Annotated in this window: 13 protein-coding genes and 1 pseudogene; 11 read left to right on the top strand and 3 right to left on the bottom strand. The window is 32.2% G+C overall.

All coding sequences use genetic code 11. The annotated features are described in order from the left end of the window. The first annotated feature begins 252 nt into the window (after positions 1-252). From B9N79_RS04495 to B9N79_RS04540, 10 genes are all read left to right on the top strand, one after another. The gene (locus B9N79_RS04495; RefSeq protein ID WP_085117781.1) at positions 253-432 is read left to right on the top strand and encodes a hypothetical protein; all 180 of its coding nucleotides are present in this window, start codon (positions 253-255) and stop codon (positions 430-432) included. 55 nt (positions 433-487) lie between these two features. Further along, positions 488-1,138 (top strand): sugar transferase, encoded by a 651-nt coding sequence (locus B9N79_RS04500; RefSeq protein ID WP_085117783.1) that lies wholly within the window; start codon positions 488-490, stop codon positions 1,136-1,138. Positions 1,139-1,209: 71 nt separating this feature from the next. Beyond that, positions 1,210-2,433 carry a glycosyltransferase family 4 protein gene (locus B9N79_RS04505; RefSeq protein ID WP_085117785.1) on the top strand — a complete coding sequence of 408 codons (1,224 nt, stop codon included), beginning with the start codon at positions 1,210-1,212 and terminating at the stop codon, positions 2,431-2,433. Between the two features lie 74 nt (positions 2,434-2,507). Then, a complete protein-coding gene (locus tag B9N79_RS04510; RefSeq protein WP_085117788.1) occupies positions 2,508-3,836 on the top strand; it encodes a lipopolysaccharide biosynthesis protein in 1,329 nt (442 codons plus the stop codon). A 53-nt stretch (positions 3,837-3,889) separates the two neighbouring features. Next, positions 3,890-5,053: a glycosyltransferase gene (locus B9N79_RS04515; RefSeq protein WP_085117790.1), complete on the top strand. Its 1,164-nt coding sequence runs from the start codon at positions 3,890-3,892 to the stop codon at positions 5,051-5,053. Positions 5,054-5,115: 62 nt separating this feature from the next. After that, positions 5,116-6,396, top strand: a complete 1,281-nt coding sequence (locus tag B9N79_RS04520; protein ID WP_085117792.1) for a nucleotide sugar dehydrogenase — start codon at positions 5,116-5,118, stop codon at positions 6,394-6,396. Between the two features lie 90 nt (positions 6,397-6,486). After that, positions 6,487-7,650 (top strand): non-hydrolyzing UDP-N-acetylglucosamine 2-epimerase, encoded by a 1,164-nt coding sequence (gene wecB / locus B9N79_RS04525; RefSeq protein WP_085117794.1) that lies wholly within the window; start codon positions 6,487-6,489, stop codon positions 7,648-7,650. Between the two features lie 175 nt (positions 7,651-7,825). After that, positions 7,826-9,085 carry an O-antigen ligase family protein gene (locus B9N79_RS04530; RefSeq protein WP_085117798.1) on the top strand — a complete coding sequence of 420 codons (1,260 nt, stop codon included), beginning with the start codon at positions 7,826-7,828 and terminating at the stop codon, positions 9,083-9,085. Positions 9,086-9,299: 214 nt separating this feature from the next. Next, positions 9,300-10,631, top strand: a complete 1,332-nt coding sequence (locus tag B9N79_RS04535) for a right-handed parallel beta-helix repeat-containing protein (RefSeq protein ID WP_085117800.1) — start codon at positions 9,300-9,302, stop codon at positions 10,629-10,631. Positions 10,632-10,911: 280 nt separating this feature from the next. Then, entirely contained in the window at positions 10,912-12,798 is a 1,887-nt protein-coding gene (locus B9N79_RS04540; protein ID WP_085117802.1) for a heparinase II/III family protein, read from the top strand. 1 nt (position 12,799) lies between these two features. On the opposite strand, the pseudogene B9N79_RS04545 reads toward B9N79_RS04540, so the two are convergent. From B9N79_RS04545 to hag, 3 genes and pseudogenes are all read right to left on the bottom strand, one after another. Further along, positions 12,800-13,429, bottom strand: a pseudogene (locus B9N79_RS04545) (IS6 family transposase). 85 nt (positions 13,430-13,514) lie between these two features. Continuing rightward, the gene (locus B9N79_RS04550) at positions 13,515-14,600 is read right to left on the bottom strand and encodes an acyltransferase family protein (protein WP_167555098.1); all 1,086 of its coding nucleotides are present in this window, start codon (positions 14,598-14,600) and stop codon (positions 13,515-13,517) included. A gap of 856 nt (positions 14,601-15,456) precedes the next feature. Continuing rightward, positions 15,457-16,317, bottom strand: coding sequence for a flagellin Hag (hag, locus tag B9N79_RS04555; protein WP_085117808.1), 861 nt, complete (start codon positions 16,315-16,317; stop codon positions 15,457-15,459). 403 nt (positions 16,318-16,720) lie between these two features. Between hag and B9N79_RS04560 the strand changes: the two genes are divergently transcribed. Then, positions 16,721-17,173, top strand: coding sequence for an SMI1/KNR4 family protein (locus B9N79_RS04560; RefSeq protein ID WP_085117810.1), 453 nt, complete (start codon positions 16,721-16,723; stop codon positions 17,171-17,173). The last annotated feature ends 46 nt before the right edge of the window (positions 17,174-17,219 follow it).

The following is a 17,219-nucleotide window of genomic DNA, read 5'->3' on the forward strand; positions in this document are numbered from 1 at the left end:
CAGGTGGACCAATACCACCTTAAATTTTTTTAGATTTATAACGATTCTTTTGTCATGGTTCATGATGTTCAATTTTAGGGGTTGAATGAACTGAATTATTATATTCCACCTATTTTGATGCTTAGAGCTTGAATATCAAAACAATCTATTTATGACGTGCTTATAGGAATTCATTCGTAAGAGGATTGGCATAAAAAACAATTTACTTTTATGTTAATAAATAATAATTATTAGGGGAGGGAGAAAAGAAAGGTGACAAGCTTTGACAACTATCCTAAGTCTGTAAAAAAGGCCTTGCGTTACATTAAGCAGGATGCTCATCTATCCCAATTAAAAAACTTAGAAGAGATATTTTTACAGTCTATTAATCTTAGAAAAAAAGCTTTAGAAAACAAAACGGATTTCTCACATCTAGGAACTAATAAACACTAATTTTTTTATAAAACTTGAGCTTAATAACAGTTAGTATGAAAGGATGCATATTTATATGGGTGTGAAGGAAATCGAAAAAAAATTACTAGATGAGCCTACTATTAATAATATAAAAGTTCCCAGTGTTCATCGCTATTTAATATTCAAAAGCTTTTTTGACTTTGTTTTAGCATTAATAGGTATTATAATTACTTTTCCAATTTTGACTTTATTTTGTTTACTTATAAAATTAGAATCTAAAGGGCCTGCTTTTTACACTCAGGAAAGGGTAGGCATAAAAGGGACGAAATTTTATGTTATAAAGCTTAGATCAATGTATACAAATGCCGAGGCAAAAGGGGCACAATGGGCCTCAAAAGATGACCCTAGGGTTACCAAAATAGGAAAGTTTATTAGACAAACTCGAATTGATGAAATTCCTCAATTAATTAATGTGTTAAAGGGGGATATGAGTATAATAGGACCTAGGCCTGAAAGACCTTTTTTTACAAAACAATTTGAAAACGAAATCCCTGGCTTTATAAATAGGTTAGCTGTAAAACCAGGCCTGACTGGATGGGCTCAGGTGAATGGTGGATACGATATAACTCCTAAGCAAAAACTAGAACATGACTTATTTTATATTAACAATTTATCCTTTAAAATTGACTTGAAAATTTTTCTGAAAACAATATTAGTAGTTTTTACAGGTGATGGAGCAAGGTAAACTAAATTATTCATACATATCCTCCATTACTTTAAAAACAATTTTTAATAATTAGATCTGAAGGTGTTAATGTGAAAATATTATTTTTAACCCAATTTTTCCCTCCAGAAACTGGAGCTGCTTCAAAGAGGATACATGGTTTGGCAAGACATTTAGTAAATTTAGGACATGAAGTATATGTTGTAACTGGTATGCCTAATTATCCAAGTGGTAAAATAAAAAAAGAATATCAGGGCAAAAAATTTCATTTCGAAGAGATAGATGGAATAAAGGTTTTCCGATACTATGTTTATGTTTCTAATAAGAGAAACACTTTAAATAGGCTTTTCAATTACTTCTCATTAGTCTTCTCATCTTTATTTTTCCTATTTAAAAGAAAAAAAGTAGATATAATCATTACCTCTTCACCACCCTTATTTCTGGGAATATCAGGGGTAATTATGAGTAAAGTTAAGAGAATTCCCCATATATTTGACGTAAGGGATATTTGGCCAAATATAGCAGTTGAAATGGGGGAAATTTCCGAACAATCTAAAGCATATAAATTAATGAGCAGTATTGAAACTTATATATATAAAAATTCATCTATTTTAACAGTTGTAACAAAAGGAAAGAAGGAGACATTAGTTAGAAAAGGGATAGATAAAGAGAAAGTTAGATTAATAAGCAATGGTTTTGATGAAGAGTTTCTCGATTTCCCAATTAATCATCAAATTGCTGAAGAGTATGGACTTTTAAATAAGTTCAATTTACTCTACGCTGGAATAATAGGTATAGCACAAGGAATTGATTTAATCATTCAGGCAGCAGAAATATTGAAGCCATATAGTGAAATACAATTTGTACTCGTAGGAACAGGTGCTGAGTTAGAGAAAATGAAAAGCTTAGTAAAAGAGAAGAAGTTAGATAATATAGTATTTACTGGTGAACAACCACACATTAATATTAGATCATTCTTATATTATTCCCACGTAGCGCTTGTGCCACTTAAGAGTGATGCCTTAAAAGATAGCGTACCAACAAAGTTATATGAAGCTCTTGGAGCAGGAAGACCTGTTATTTTAAGCGCAAGTGGTGATTCAGAAGAGGTAGTAAAAGAGTCAAAAGGTGGCCTTGTTATAAAACCAGGTGATGTAAATATGCTTGTTCAGTCTATAGAAAAGTTGTATAAAGATAAAAGTTTTTATAATTATTGTAAGGAAAGTAGTAGAGATTATATTTTAAGTAATTATAGTAGAAAGTCAATTGCCAAAACATTTGAACAAGAACTTAAATCAATATTAAAAAGTAAATAAAAGATATAATATATTTATTGGTAAAATTATAAAAAAGAATAAAAGGGATTATTTATTCTTGGATAGGTGTAACAATGAGTAACTTGCAAAAGAGAATATCAAATTTATCAATATTACAAAAGATCCTACCTAAAATTAAAGAAAAAAACTTTATCTATAATGTATTTATTCTAGTTGGGGGTACAGCTATAGGACAAGGACTGACTATAATAGCTTCTCCCTTTCTAACTCGTTTTTACTCGCCAGAAGACTTTGGATTGTTAGCAACCTACGTCTCTGTATTATCAATTTTAGTAGTAATAGCTTCATTAAGATATGAATTAGCTATTCCACTACCTAAAAATAATACTGTAGCAAGTAATTTATTGGTTTTATCTTTATTTATTGTATTTATATTCACCTTAGTAATTAGCGTTCTATTAATATTTTTCCATGATTTTTTATTGAAGATACTGAATGCACCTTTATTAGAAAAATATCTATGGTTATTACCCATTAGTATTCTTGGAGCAGGAATCTATAAAGTTCTAAATTATCAGGCAATTAGAAAACAAAAATTTGGGCATATCTCAAAAACAAAAGTAACTCAAAGTTCAAGTCAAGTTCTCGTACAATTAGGAATTGGGGTAACTTTTGGAAGTCCTATAGGGCTATTTATTGGAGATGCTGTAGGACGTGCAAGTGGAAGTGGGACATTACTTAAGACGATACTACATGAAGATAAGGGAGATCTTAAGAAATGGTCGTTAAAGGGGATAAAGAGGGCTGCCATTCGATATAGAAAATTCCCTTTAGTATCAAGTGTTTCATCTTTATTTAATACAGCAGGGTTACAACTTCCTCAATTACTAATAATCACGCTTTATGGTGCCCATATAGCAGGTTTATTTAGCTTAGTACAAAGAGTCATTGGTTTTCCTATGACAATGGTAGGCCAATCGGTTTCTCAAGTCTATCTATCGGAAGTAGTAAAGATGGTGAATATCGGTGGGGGAAAAATGAGAACCATGTTTCTAAAAACTTCATTGAGACTTTTAGCTTTTGGTATAGTTCCCGTAACCATACTCTCTTTCTTTGGGCCTTCTATTTTTGCATTATTTTTTGGAGAAACTTGGCGTGAGGCTGGTGAGTATAGCAAAGTTCTAGGGGTGATGTTCTTACTGCAATTTATTGTATCACCTTTATCACAAACTCTAAACATATTAGAGTACCAAAAGTGGCAGTTGGGTTGGGATATATCAAGACTCCTAATGGTGTTGGCAGTATTTTTCTTATCTAATATGTTCCAGTTCACACCTTTAATTAGTATTGTTCTATACGGCGTGGTTATGTCGATAGCTTACATAGTACTGTATATTTTATCTTATATAGCAATAACCAAAGGTAGACATTTAAAAAATTAATTTAAGAGAGAATATTTTTAATTATTCATCTGTATTTTTTTGGAGGCTTTCCTATGAAAACTGTTTTTATGTTTCCAAATGATCCTAATCCTAGATTTATTAAAAGGATGAAGTTCACTTGTGAAAATGGTCTAAAGACCTATCTAATATACTGGAATCGAGGTATCAATACACCATATACATTACCTGACAATGTTGTTTGCTATCCAGTTAACCTCAAAGTGAAATTAGGGGATAGAATTAAGAAGTTTTTTCTCCTTCCTATTTTCCTGTATAAGGGGTTGATAAGGCTTATAAAAATAAAACCTGACATTATTCATGTTGGATTAATAGACATGTTATTTACAGCCACTATATATAAAACCTTTTTTAATAAAAAGGTGAAAATTATATATGAAATAGGGGATCTTCCCAAATTCATAATAAATAAACATTCAGGAATAAAAGAGATTTTAAGAAAATTTATTGTTTATCTTGAAAAAAAACTCTCTAAAGGAATAAGCCTACTGATTCTAACCTCCCCTTATTTTTGGGATGAGTATTATCAAGAATTTGTAGAAGAAGAAAAGTATCTTTATATAGCAAATGCACCTTCTAAAGAACTGTTTGGGAAGTTTAAGAAAAAAGATTTAAACGGAAGGATCGTAATAGGTTATATAGGCTTTGTTAGATATAAAAAGCAAATATTGAATTTAATTGATGCCGTTCGAAAGTACAAAGATACTTTTGAAATTTATATTGCTGGTGAAGGTCCTGATGCTAAGGAGATAAGAGAGTATATCGTAAATACAAATGCTGAGGATTTTGTAACAATGTCCGGAGCTTATAATTATAGTAGAGATATTCTGGATATATATTCAAAAGTTGATATAGTCTATTCAGTATACGATACTTCATTTGAAAATGTTAAATTAGCCTTACCAAATAAGCTGTATGAAGCAATCGTTTGTGAATTGCCAATGATTGTTGCCAAGAATACACAACTTGAAAAATTCGTTCTAGACTATAAAATTGGTTATTCAGTAGATGATCAAGATGTAGAAGATTTATCAAATCTATTAAAGCTTATTAAAGAAGACCCTAGAGTTTTAGAAAATGCTAGCCAACTAAGTCCAGAGATTAAAAATTCTAATTTCGTTGAAGAGTATAATAAAAAATTATTATTAAAATATAAATCTCTATTGAAAGAGATAGAGAGTAGTAAGTCCTTTAACTAAAGTAGTTTCTTGTTTATTAACTTTTAGTATATAAAATTCAAATTACAGTGAGGTATTTTAATATGGAAAAAATTTGTGTAGTAGGATTGGGGTATATTGGTTTACCAACGGCAGCTATATTTGCTAAAGCAGGATTTAACGTAGTAGGAGTTGATGTAAACGAGAACGCAATAAGCCTTATAAACAAAGGGGAAGTTCATTTAGAAGAAGTAGGGCTTCCTGAAGTAGTTAAAGATGTTGTACATTCTGGGAATTTGCGTGCTTCCTTAAATGTTGAAGAGGCGGATGTTTATATTATTGCTGTTCCTACTCCTATCCATGAGGATCATACAGCTAATGTTGATTATGTAATATCTGCGACAAAGTCAATTCTTCCTTTTGTTAAAAAGAATGATGTTGTAATCGTAGAATCGACAATTCCTCCTAGGACAATTGATGATATAGTAGCTCCTCTTTTCGAAGAAGCAGGCTGGAATCCTCGAGAAGACGTATATTTAGCACATTGTCCTGAGAGAGTACTTCCAGGTCGTATATTGATAGAGTTAGTTGAAAACACTCGTATTGTTGGAGGTTATACTAAAGAAGCTGCATACCAAGCTGCTCAAGTTTATCGTCAAATTGTCACAGGTGAGGTTATAGAGACACAAGCTGTTACAGCCGAAATGTCTAAGCTTATGGAGAATACGTATCGAGATGTAAATATTGCTTTGGCAAACGAGTTAGGTAAAATCTCTGCAAAGCTTGGAGTTAATGCTTTAGACGTTATAACACTTGCAAACAGACATCCAAGAGTAAATATTCATACTCCGGGACCTGGAGTTGGAGGTCATTGTCTTGCTGTAGATCCATATTTTATTATTGAAAAAGCTCCGGAGTTGTCTCCTCTTATATCTAATGCTAGAGAAATAAATAACTCAATGCCGGATTTTGTATTGCAATGTGTACAGAGCATTTTAGATAAAGATGCTAAAATAGCAGTTTTTGGCCTTACCTATAAGGGAAATATTGATGATGTTCGTGAAAGTCCAGCCATGGAAATTGTTTCTCTTTTAGCTGATAAAGGATTTGACCTTTCTATTTATGATCCACATGTCACAGAAAACCAGGTTAATTTCCCACTTCAAACCTTTGAAGATGCTATCTCAAATGCAGAATGTATTCTTGTTTTGACGGATCACAAAGAGTTTGAGGAACTAGATGAAGATTTAATCGTTTCAAAGATGAAAAACCCTGTTATCTTAGATACTAAAAACTGTGCAAATATCGTAAATGATTCTATCGCTTATTATAATTTCAATAACTTATTTGAACTTATTAATAGTAAAAAAGAAGTAACTGTATAAAATTTTTATAGAGTAAAACGTAAAACCTTTCCTTTTATTAGTATTATTTTAAAAATGGTTTATAAAAATCTTAAAGATAGAGGATGTCTTATGCCCCATACAAAGAAGAAGAAAGTTATGGTTATATTTGGTACTAGACCGGAGGCTATTAAAATGGCTCCATTAGTTCATGAGTTAAAAAATTATAGTGCTCTCGACGTGTATGTATGTGTTACAGCACAACACCGTCAAATGTTAGATCAAGTGCTTAAGGTTTTTAATATTCAACCTGATTTTGACTTGAATATTATGAAAGATCGTCAAACATTAGTTGATGTTACCACCCGCTCCCTTAATGGCTTAAATGACATAATTAAAGATGTTAAACCAGATATGGTGTTGGTCCACGGAGACACTACTACAACTTTTGTAGGAGGACTCGCTGCATTATATAATCAAGTAGCTATTGGTCACGTGGAAGCAGGCCTTAGAACTAATAATAAATATTCTCCTTTCCCTGAAGAGATGAACAGACAACTTACAGGTGTAATTGCTGACTTACATTTTGCTCCTACTAAATTAGCATTTGATAATTTAAGAATGGAAAACAAACCTGAAAACACTATATTTATGACAGGTAACACTGTGATTGATGCTCAAAAAACAACAGTTAATGAGGATTACCATCATCCATTACTAGATGAGATTTCTGGTTTGCGAATGGTACTTATGACTGCACACCGACGTGAAAACCTAGGAGGTCCAATGCGTAATATATTTCATGCTATTCGGAGATTAGTGGACCACCATCAAGATATAGCTGTAATTTATCCTGTTCATATGAATCCTATAGTAAAAGATGCAGCTGATGATATTTTAGGTAATCATCCGCGGATTAAGTTAATAGAGCCACTAGACGTTATAGATTTCCACAACTTTATGGCTCGTTCTCATCTTATTCTAACCGATTCAGGTGGTATTCAGGAAGAAGCCCCTGCTTTAGGAGTTCCAGTGTTAGTTTTACGTGATACAACGGAGCGTTCAGAAGGAATTATAGCTGGAACTTTAAAGTTAGCAGGCACAAATGAAGATGTTATTTTCAATCTAGCCAATGAGTTATTAACAAGCAAGGAAGCTTATCAAGAAATGGCTCATGCAGCTAATCCCTATGGAGATGGAGAAGCTTCTAGAAGGATTGCAGAAGCCCTACTATATTATTTTGATTTACAATTTAATAAGCCTGATAATTTTAAAAGTGAATTATTAAATAAATAAATTTCCATTTAAACACAATTCATTACAATTGATATAAAATGAATTTTTAGTTTCCTCTTATTACGTTTAAATAGTTAAATCTACATAATAACTAAGGAACGATTAATTTTCCTTAGTTATTATACTTATAAACATTAAACTTTAAATATAAATACTATTTATTAGGGTGTCGCTTTTGTTTAAATTTATAATTTCAGGAGAAATGTTTTTTGCCCTATTTTTATTAGCAGGGTATTTTAAAGAAGCATTTCAATTACCTATAGACCTAACAGCTGCTTTTTTTGTTCTATCAATATTAGTTGCAATTAAAAGGTTGATTCGAACGTTACTTATTAGTAAGGCTAACTATAGAAAAAAACTTATAAGTAAAAAAATTATTACACACTTTGTTCTTTTTTTACTTCTTTTTGGTTTCATCTTGTTTAGCAATTTTTATACTTTAGGATCTAATTATTCAATCCAAAAGACCCTAAAGTTTTCAACACTAACAACTTGGGCTTTCCTTGGTGTATATTTTCTTATTAATAATAAAACCAATTTGCGTAACTTCTTGAAATCTCTAGCAATAATCTCACTAGTTATGGCTTTATATACTGTTAGTGGCCTGAAAGGAAATTCAGATCCAACCGGTGGCTTTACTTCTGTTGCAGGTGATAATTACCTAGGTTTAGGGAGGGCAAGTGGTTTAGGAGCATTAATTTTTATCTCTCTCTACGTTACTGCTAATTCTACAAAGATTAAAAGACTTTTATCTATATGCAGTGTTCTTATCATTATAACGGCTCTATTGTCTTCTGGATCAAGAATGCCATTAATATCATTTATTATTGTTTTGCTTATTGTATTCTTTGCCTCATTTAAAATTCGAAAAGGGCTTATCCATATAAAAAAAGGAACTGGTTATTTCTTAGCTCTTCTTGGCTTAGGAATTGTATCTATCTTATCTTTAGCATCTACTGGTGCTTTTGATACAGTAATAAGAAGAGTAAGCATCCTTTTTACGGAAACAGGGGGAGGAACGTCTGCAGAAGGACGCCTTGAAAGATACGAAACTGCATATGAAGTTTGGACAAACCATCCTTTCTTTGGAACAGGAATTGGAAGTTTTCCTCTTCATTTTAGCGGATTAGATGCGGCAGGTTATCCTCATAACATAATTCTAGAGTTTTTGTCTGAATTGGGGTTAATAGGACTTTTAATTTTCACGCTTTTTATACTTTATCCTATATATATCCTCATAAGGAAGGGTAAAACAACATCAGTTTTTCTGCATTCAGAAATCTTAACCGTCTTATTTTGTTTTATGTTTTTATTCCTGAATGCTTGTACAACTGGCGATATAAATGATAACCGATTGCTTTTAACCTTTAACTCGCTAATATTAATATCTTTAATTCTTCATACTGACAATAGGGAGTCTTCCCTAAAAACTTAAATTCTTTAGAGAAGATGTATAAAAAATAAAAAGCCAAATTCTAAAAAGAAAAATCAAACTCAGCGATAAATCCTAGCTCAAATTTTACCACTTTATGTTAGAGTGGCAAAATTTGAGTAAATAGGATTAAATATAAAAGCTGGGTTTTTTTTATATGCATAGATACATATGAAATATTATATATTTATACAAACTTATATAAAGGAGTAATCAAATGTCTATAAATAAAAAAGTCATTTTTGGGTCACTTTGCCTATTAGTTATAATATTATCCATTTGGATTTTAACCAAGTTTCAAAATCAGAAAAACGATTCCTCGGAAAAGGCAATACAAACATTGATAAATCAAAAAGCTGGAAAAACAGTAGTTCTACCTTCTGGTAAAGACTACAAAATCAATTCAACCTTAAAGATTCCAGACAACACTACAATAATAGGTAATAATGCTAAAATATATAATGATTCTAAGAACATAACCTTACTCTCAATTGGTAATAATGTTAAAATATATAAATTGGAGATCGAGGGTTCAGGCAATTCAGAATATAATGAAAATTCTAAAGCCATTGAATTTGTAGGAAATGCATCAGGATACAATTCTTCACTTCTTTTAGAAAATTGCTATATACATGATATATCTGGCTTTGGTCTTTATTTAAAGTTTGCCAAGAATGTAACAGTTAATAATTCTCGTTTTTCAAGAATAGGGTATTCAGGGATACATGGTTCGTCTGTAGAAAATGTGAAAATTAATAAAGTTAAAATAAAAACAATTGGGCCTGGTAAACCTTCTAGTATCTCTGGTAAAACTATTGCATATGGTATCACCTTTACACAATCTGATCCTTCTTTCCCTCGAAGCAAAAATTGCATAGTTACTAATTCTACTATAGAAGATAACTTGGCATGGGAAGCACTTAACACCCATGGTGGATTAAATATATCATTTATCAACAATACTACAAAAAAAAGTAAATATGGGATTGTAGCTGTTCCTATAGAGATGAAAAACCCTAAAGGCATAAGTGTTAAATCCAATGCTCCACAAAATATTAAGGTCATAGGCAACAAACTTTACGGAACGGGAAAAGGTTCTGCTGTAGTGATACAAGGGGCATATAAGGTAGACCCTGAAAGTGGTACTGTTGATATTAAAGAACCTGCGGAATATGCGAAAGACAGCGTAATAGCTGATAATACAAGTGTAAACTTTGGTCAAAAAGGGAACGAAGCTCGAGGGGCTATTTACGCTCGTGAAACGTTAAATCTCAGCGTAATTGGAAACTTCATAGAGAAATCCTATATGAATGGGATCACACTTCACTACGCTAACCAAAACTTTAGGGTAACAAATAATAAAATTAAATCTACTCGGACTACAAATACCAAACTACCTGTTGGTATACTAGTAAAAGGAACCTATAATCAAGGGATAATTAATAAGAATAAAATAATTCAAAGTAATGGAAAACCAATAAAAGAACTTTATATAGAAAATATAAAAGAGAATAAAATAATAACAAAACAAGATCAAGAATATAAATAAGTTAAAACCTGTCCTCAAAAGCATATATTACGAACACGTTACTAGAAGAAGTACTGTGGGGTTCGTGCATGCATTGTATTCACTTCGTTGGCAATTTGAGATTTTGTTTAAAATATGAAAGTCATTTTTTGAAATTGATGAGTGCAAGAATAGGAAAAGGAAACGCCGAGAGTGCCGTTTTAAAATATATTAATGAGTATATTTCTCTATAAATTACATTGTTAATTAATGTATTATCCCTTATAATTTATGCGATAGGAAATTATGAGGAGGTCATTAGTTGGGGTTTAAAGTAGTTAGTATCATTCTAGTAATTTTACTCTTCGCAGTAGTAATAGTAGGGGAGGTGAAAGTAAAGGTCACTGATACGCATACAGCGAGTGAAACTGTTACTTCTAACGATAACATGGATTTCAAAACGGCAATAGAGGAAAAAGAAGAAGAGTTTACCTCTATTGACCAAGATCTCCTGTCCAAATTAAAGTCAAACAATATGGATAAAATCATCAAACGATATGAGCTAAAAGATTCCAGGACCATACAATTGGCTGATAACTTGTTGAAAAATGAAATTTATTTAGGCGATAAATGGGATCCTGTAACAATCAATCAACCTACATGGTTAGAAGATCCCTATAATGATAACAGTTGGGTACTCTATTATCAAAGTTTAGACTTTTTGCCCTATCTGCTAAATGCCTATGAAGAAACGGAGAAACTGGAATACTTAGAAAAGGCAAGCTTTTTTGTTTTTGGGTGGATAAAAAGTAATAGAGAGATCTATGATTCTAAAAGTGAATTCGCTTGGAATGACCATGGAACTGCAAACCGTGTGTTAAATCTAATTCAGTTTTGGAAGTCTTATAGGGAAAGTAGTTTATATAAGGAAACAGATGCTAAAGAGCTCATCTATTCTTTGGTACAACATGGTAATTACCTAAACCACGATGGTAATTATACAAAGTCTAATCATGGGATTATGCAGGATCAAGCGTTAATGGAATTAAGTGTTCTTTTTCCTCAATTACCTAAGGCGAAAGAATGGTTTGAGAAAGCCGATAATAGATTATTAGAGAGTGTTGAAAGGGACGTTGCACATGATGGTGTACATAAGGAACACTCCCCGAGTTACCACACTATGGTTAAGGGTCTTTTTACAGATATTAAAGGCTTTATGGAACATTATGACCGATATCATGGTGAATTTGATATGGCATTAGAAAAAATGGAGAAATACCAAGAGTATATAATAATGCCGGATAAAAAGTACCCTACTGTAGGTGATTCCGAAAATACTAAGGTATATGGTGTCAATGAAGTCCCCATACTTAAGGACGCTGTTTTTAAAGATGGGGGGGTAGCATTCTTTAGAAATAATTGGAGTACGGCCGAAAATCCGTTATATTTTATGTTTACTGCTGCATTCCATTCAGGAGTTCATAAACATGCAGACGACTTATCTTTTATTTTGTCATATGGCCAAACCAATTACTTCGTTGATTCTGGAAAGTATAATTACGCCAGTAAAGATCCATATCGGCAATATGTAACCAGTGTCTTCGCCCATAACTCTATAGCGGTAAATGGTAAATCATACGCACCTGATACACGTAGGATTGGACAATCTGAAATCACTGGATTTGAAAGTACTCCATCTTATAGTTTTGTTTCAGGACGCCACACGTTATATGATAATGTAAAGTTTGAGCGAACCGTGATTTATCTTAAGCCTAGTAATATAGTTATCCACGACCAGATTTTAAGTGGTGGAGAAAATAAATACTCTCAAATCTTCAACGTTGGAGAAAATGTAGAAGTAAACAAAATTAGTAATCAGGAGTTTTTACTAGAAAGCAAAATAGACACGACATCGATTAAACTTACACAACTTTCATCTGATGATTTGGAAGGAGTAGACATTTATAATGGATCGGAGGATCCAATTCGAGGCTGGCAATCAAATACCTTAAACGAGAAACACCCTATAACATCAATTTCTTTTAATAAAAAAGGTGAAAACCAATCGTATATAACTACGATTAATTTGGATAGAAGTGATTCGGTGAAAAATGTTAAATACTCTTCCAAACGGGACTCCTATGAAATTGAAATGGATAATAACACGAAAATAAATATTAGCAAGTTGAAGAAGGAAACAGAAAGATAACTTAAAGGACACCTATAGGGTGTCTTTTTTGTTTTTGAGCAGGCATCACCCACTGGTGAGTTTCCCTCTCTTTGAACATATGCACGGCTTTTATGCCACACAGCATGTAAGTAGCTGTACGAAATAACTTTAATCCCCGCATCGAACGAACTTCTTTCTTAATAAAACGGTGATCTTGCTCCACAATATTATTGAGATACTTAACTTATCTTAATTGTTTGCCTTCATTCATCTGTTTTCCTTCTTTTAATTCTTGAATCACTACGGGATAGGCTGAGTTCTGTCCATGGTTATCACACGAGTTTTGGAAATATATATAAAACCCAAGGCTCTCTAAAAAAAACGCTTGGCTACTTGTTTATTTCTTAATTCAAGTAGATAAAAACCAATGGTGTGTCCTTCTAAATAGGCGGTACGATATAAGTATATCCATTGCTTTTTTTACTTTAATATGGATTTCAACGCCTCTCCATGAGTAATTTGTTGACTTGTGATGCAGACGTACCCTTTCTTCTAATTCAGGTCCATATTGTTGCATCCAACGTGTAATCATTGCGTGAACCATAGATACCCCTCATTCCTCCATTATTTCACGAAAACTGAGGTTTTACCGTAGGTATTATCTTACCATTAATAAAATGACATTAGGATGATAATGTTTCCATTTGAATAACTTTTGATTGCAATGCAATATAAAAGGGACCTATTGGTCCCTTTTATGATACTTTTTGGATTTTTTTATCTCTCACGTTATTTGAACTCACCCCAATTTTACCTACAATATATTGACCGACTTTAAATTTATTAAGTAATTTCACCGTTGCGATAGATAATACAGTAGTCAATATAAACAAAATTGGAATATAAATGTATATAGGGAGTGAATAAATAGGTTTTAGCCAATACAAAAAGAACATGTGTGTCAAATAGATACCGTAGGAGTATTTGCTAATTATCATTAATAAATTTGGAACCTTAGATAGTAACGAAGTAATATAAAATAATGCAAAGATAACACTACATGTATAGAAAATCATATCTGGTCTTTTAGATGATCTCGGGAAAAAATCAAGGTATGTAAAGAAAAAGACAGCAAGTAGGGTTACAAATGGCATTATCAATATAGCTTTTTTATATTTACGTACAAAATGCTTTACTCTGAAGTAGTCAACCCCACAATAATAACCTAGGAAGAAGTAGAAAATCCAACCAGGGAAAGGAATCCAGTATAATCTGGTCCAAACATATTGGAAAAACGGGGTATCAATTGGTTGAACAAATTTAAAAAAACTAAGGTAAGCAACGTTAATTAGTAACGAAATTAAAAGAACTTTTTTAGAAGAAAACTTATTTATTATTTTTCGGATAAATAAATGTAAAAAGTAAAATTGGAATATTATCAATACGAAATATCCATGAAAATCTCCAAGGAAAACATTTTTTGAGGATTCAATCAGGAAGGTATTTAATGAAAGTTCTATACCTCCATTGTAAATATCCATAAATGAGTAAAGAAATCCCATAATAATATAAGGTACTAGGATAAGTTTTACTCTTTTTATTATGAAGTTATCTGGTATTCTATCTTTATAGGAATGAGCTAATAATAGTTCTGAAATAAAAACAAAAGTAGGAGTTCCGAAGTAAAAAATCATTGCTAATGCTGAATATGCAAATATTTCAAAACTTGAGATCACTTCTCGATATCCTTCAATTCCGAAATTGACAGAATGGAGAAAGACGACAGATAGACATGCAATGGCTCTAATTATAAATATCTCATTTATGTGTTGCCTTTTCATTAATACACCTCTTAATCTTATATAATGAAAAATATTACCACGATATAGGACAAAAGTATAATGTTTTTTTATTGGATAAGGTGAGTCTTTTTTCACCTTAAGTTTGCTTCGCCTTTTAATAACAACGAGTTGACGCTTTTTTCTGCTATGAACGAGCATAATGGTCATATCCATCACTTACTTTTAATTAACTTGTGACTCTATAAAAAACGAAAACTAACAGATAGTTCGTAAAATAAACGTCCATAAAAACTTTTACGGACCACTATTTCTTGTTAGAAATTCAGTTTCCCTAATGTTCTTTCAAGTTTAAAATGGAATTACGAACGTTCTTTAAAAAGTACATATATTTGTGGACGTTTAAGGGTAAGAAGTTAACAATTGAAGAGAGTGTCTAGATTAAATGCCTAGTTATAGCAGATTGATGGTGAAATATACATATGTGAGGAAATAGGTTATGAGATGATTTGATGAACTCTGTGAAAGAGTATCTGCCTGTTCTAATTGCCATTCTTAGTGCTTTACTTATACGCAAGACGTAATAATAATTTTATGAACTTTCATATCCAATCCAAAGAAAGCTTAGAAGAACTGTTAGAGCCAATGTACTTATGTTTAAAGAGTATAGTAAATATAGAGTATATGTACAAAAAAGAAGAAAATTTCAAAAAATGTTTGAGGATTATAAACCTTATAAAATTCCCACTCATAGACTTTATAGCCAATTACTTATTTCGTTATATAAGGATTAAAACTGATATCATCGAATTTTGAATTCAACCTTTCCCTATGAGGGCTTTTTTGTACTAGGTATCTAAAGAATAAAGACATCACAGAAAGGATGTCTTTATTTTTCTTAGCGAAGCATTTGAAGCACGTTCTGAGGTTGCTGATTTGCTTGAGTAAGCATTGCTTGAGAAGCTTGAGAAAGAATAGAATTCTTTGTTTGAGCCATCATTTCTTTAGCCATATCAACGTCACGGATGCGAGACTCAGCAGATGTTAAGTTTTCATTTTGAGTGTTTAAGTTGTTAATTGTATGCTCTAATCGGTTTTGAACCGCACCAATGGTAGAACGTTCAGATGAAACTGTTTTAATGGCTGTATCAATAGAATCTAATTGTTTTGTGAAATCAGTAGTTGTGAAATCAGTAACATCAATTTGATCAATTTTAACATCAGTACTTCCAAGAGTTTTTGCGCTCATATCTCCAATAGAAACAGAGATTGTTTGGACTGCATTAGCACCAATTTGGAAAGTTTGGGCGCTGAATGTTCCATCTAATAAATTCTTTCCATTAAATTGCGTTCTGTCAGCAATTCCTTTACTAGTTCCATCAGTAGTTCCACCAATTTCATCTTGTAAAGCTGTAATTTCTTTTTGAATAGCACTAAGATCATCAGTTCCTTGTGTTCCTGTATTACCAGCTTGAACTACTAGTTCACGCATACGTTGAAGAATATCATGAGTTTCATTCAATCCACCTTCAGCCGTTTGAAGAAGAGAGATTCCATCTTGTGCATTTTTAGATGCTTGATCTAAGCCACGAATTTGTGAACGCATTTTCTCAGAGATTGAAAGGCCTGCTGCATCATCTGCTGCACGATTAATACGAAGACCAGAAGAAAGCTTCTCCATGTTTTTAGACATTGCGTTGTTGTTTACACTTAGACGATTGTAAGTGTTTAAAGCAGAAATGTTGTGATTAATTCTCATTACTACTACCTCCATGTAATAGATCTATTATTTTGGCGGGCACGTCCTTGTGCCCATATGAGTTGCTCCTGTCAATTGAGCAGGAAAATTGTTTACTATAAATCCTTTAAGGAACTTCTAGAAGAATGACATTATGTATAATCCTTAATTCTTTTTTTATATCGGACTAAAGGGAGGAGATGTTAAGCTTTTTTGGAACAAATTCCATATCTTTATTAAGAAAGATAGATTTTTTCTAAGTGGTAGTAGAGAGAACTAATAATGAACTGTATAATGCGGTAAGATATTTTACATATTAAAGCAATCCTATTCTGGAGAAATATAGTTTAGGAGATTAAAATAATAGGTATTGGGATTACACTCTTGGCTAACTATTAAGAGATACATATTAAGGAGAACTAACATGAAAAACATTTGGGATACAGAATACGAAACAAAAGCACCTGTCACAGAAAGAGAAGTGATAGAAGCTGAGAAAAAGCTCGGCATAAAACTTCCGGAGGCTTATATTGAGCTATGTAAAATCCACAACGGAGGCTCCATCATTTATGATTCTTTTCCAACATCAGTACCAACAGGATGGGCAGATGATCATATCAGTGTAACATCGATTGTGGGAATTGATGAAGAAGGCATTTTATCAAGTTCTTACTATATTGAAGAGTGGGAGTTGCCGGAAAACATCTTATTACTAGAAGGTGATGGGCACTGGTGGATTGCGATGGATTACAGAGAGAGAAATGAAAATCCACCCATCATTTATATTGATTTAGAAGCAAGTGTTGATCCTTTTATTCTAGAATTAGCTCCGGATTTTAAAAGCTTTGTAGAGGGCTTATATACACATGAAGATTGATGGGGGAAGTTCAGCAGGAGGTTGCTGAGCTTTTTTATTAATATAA

The organism is Priestia filamentosa (assembly GCF_900177535.1).
Lineage (GTDB): Bacteria > Bacillota > Bacilli > Bacillales > Bacillaceae_H > Bacillus_I > Bacillus_I filamentosa.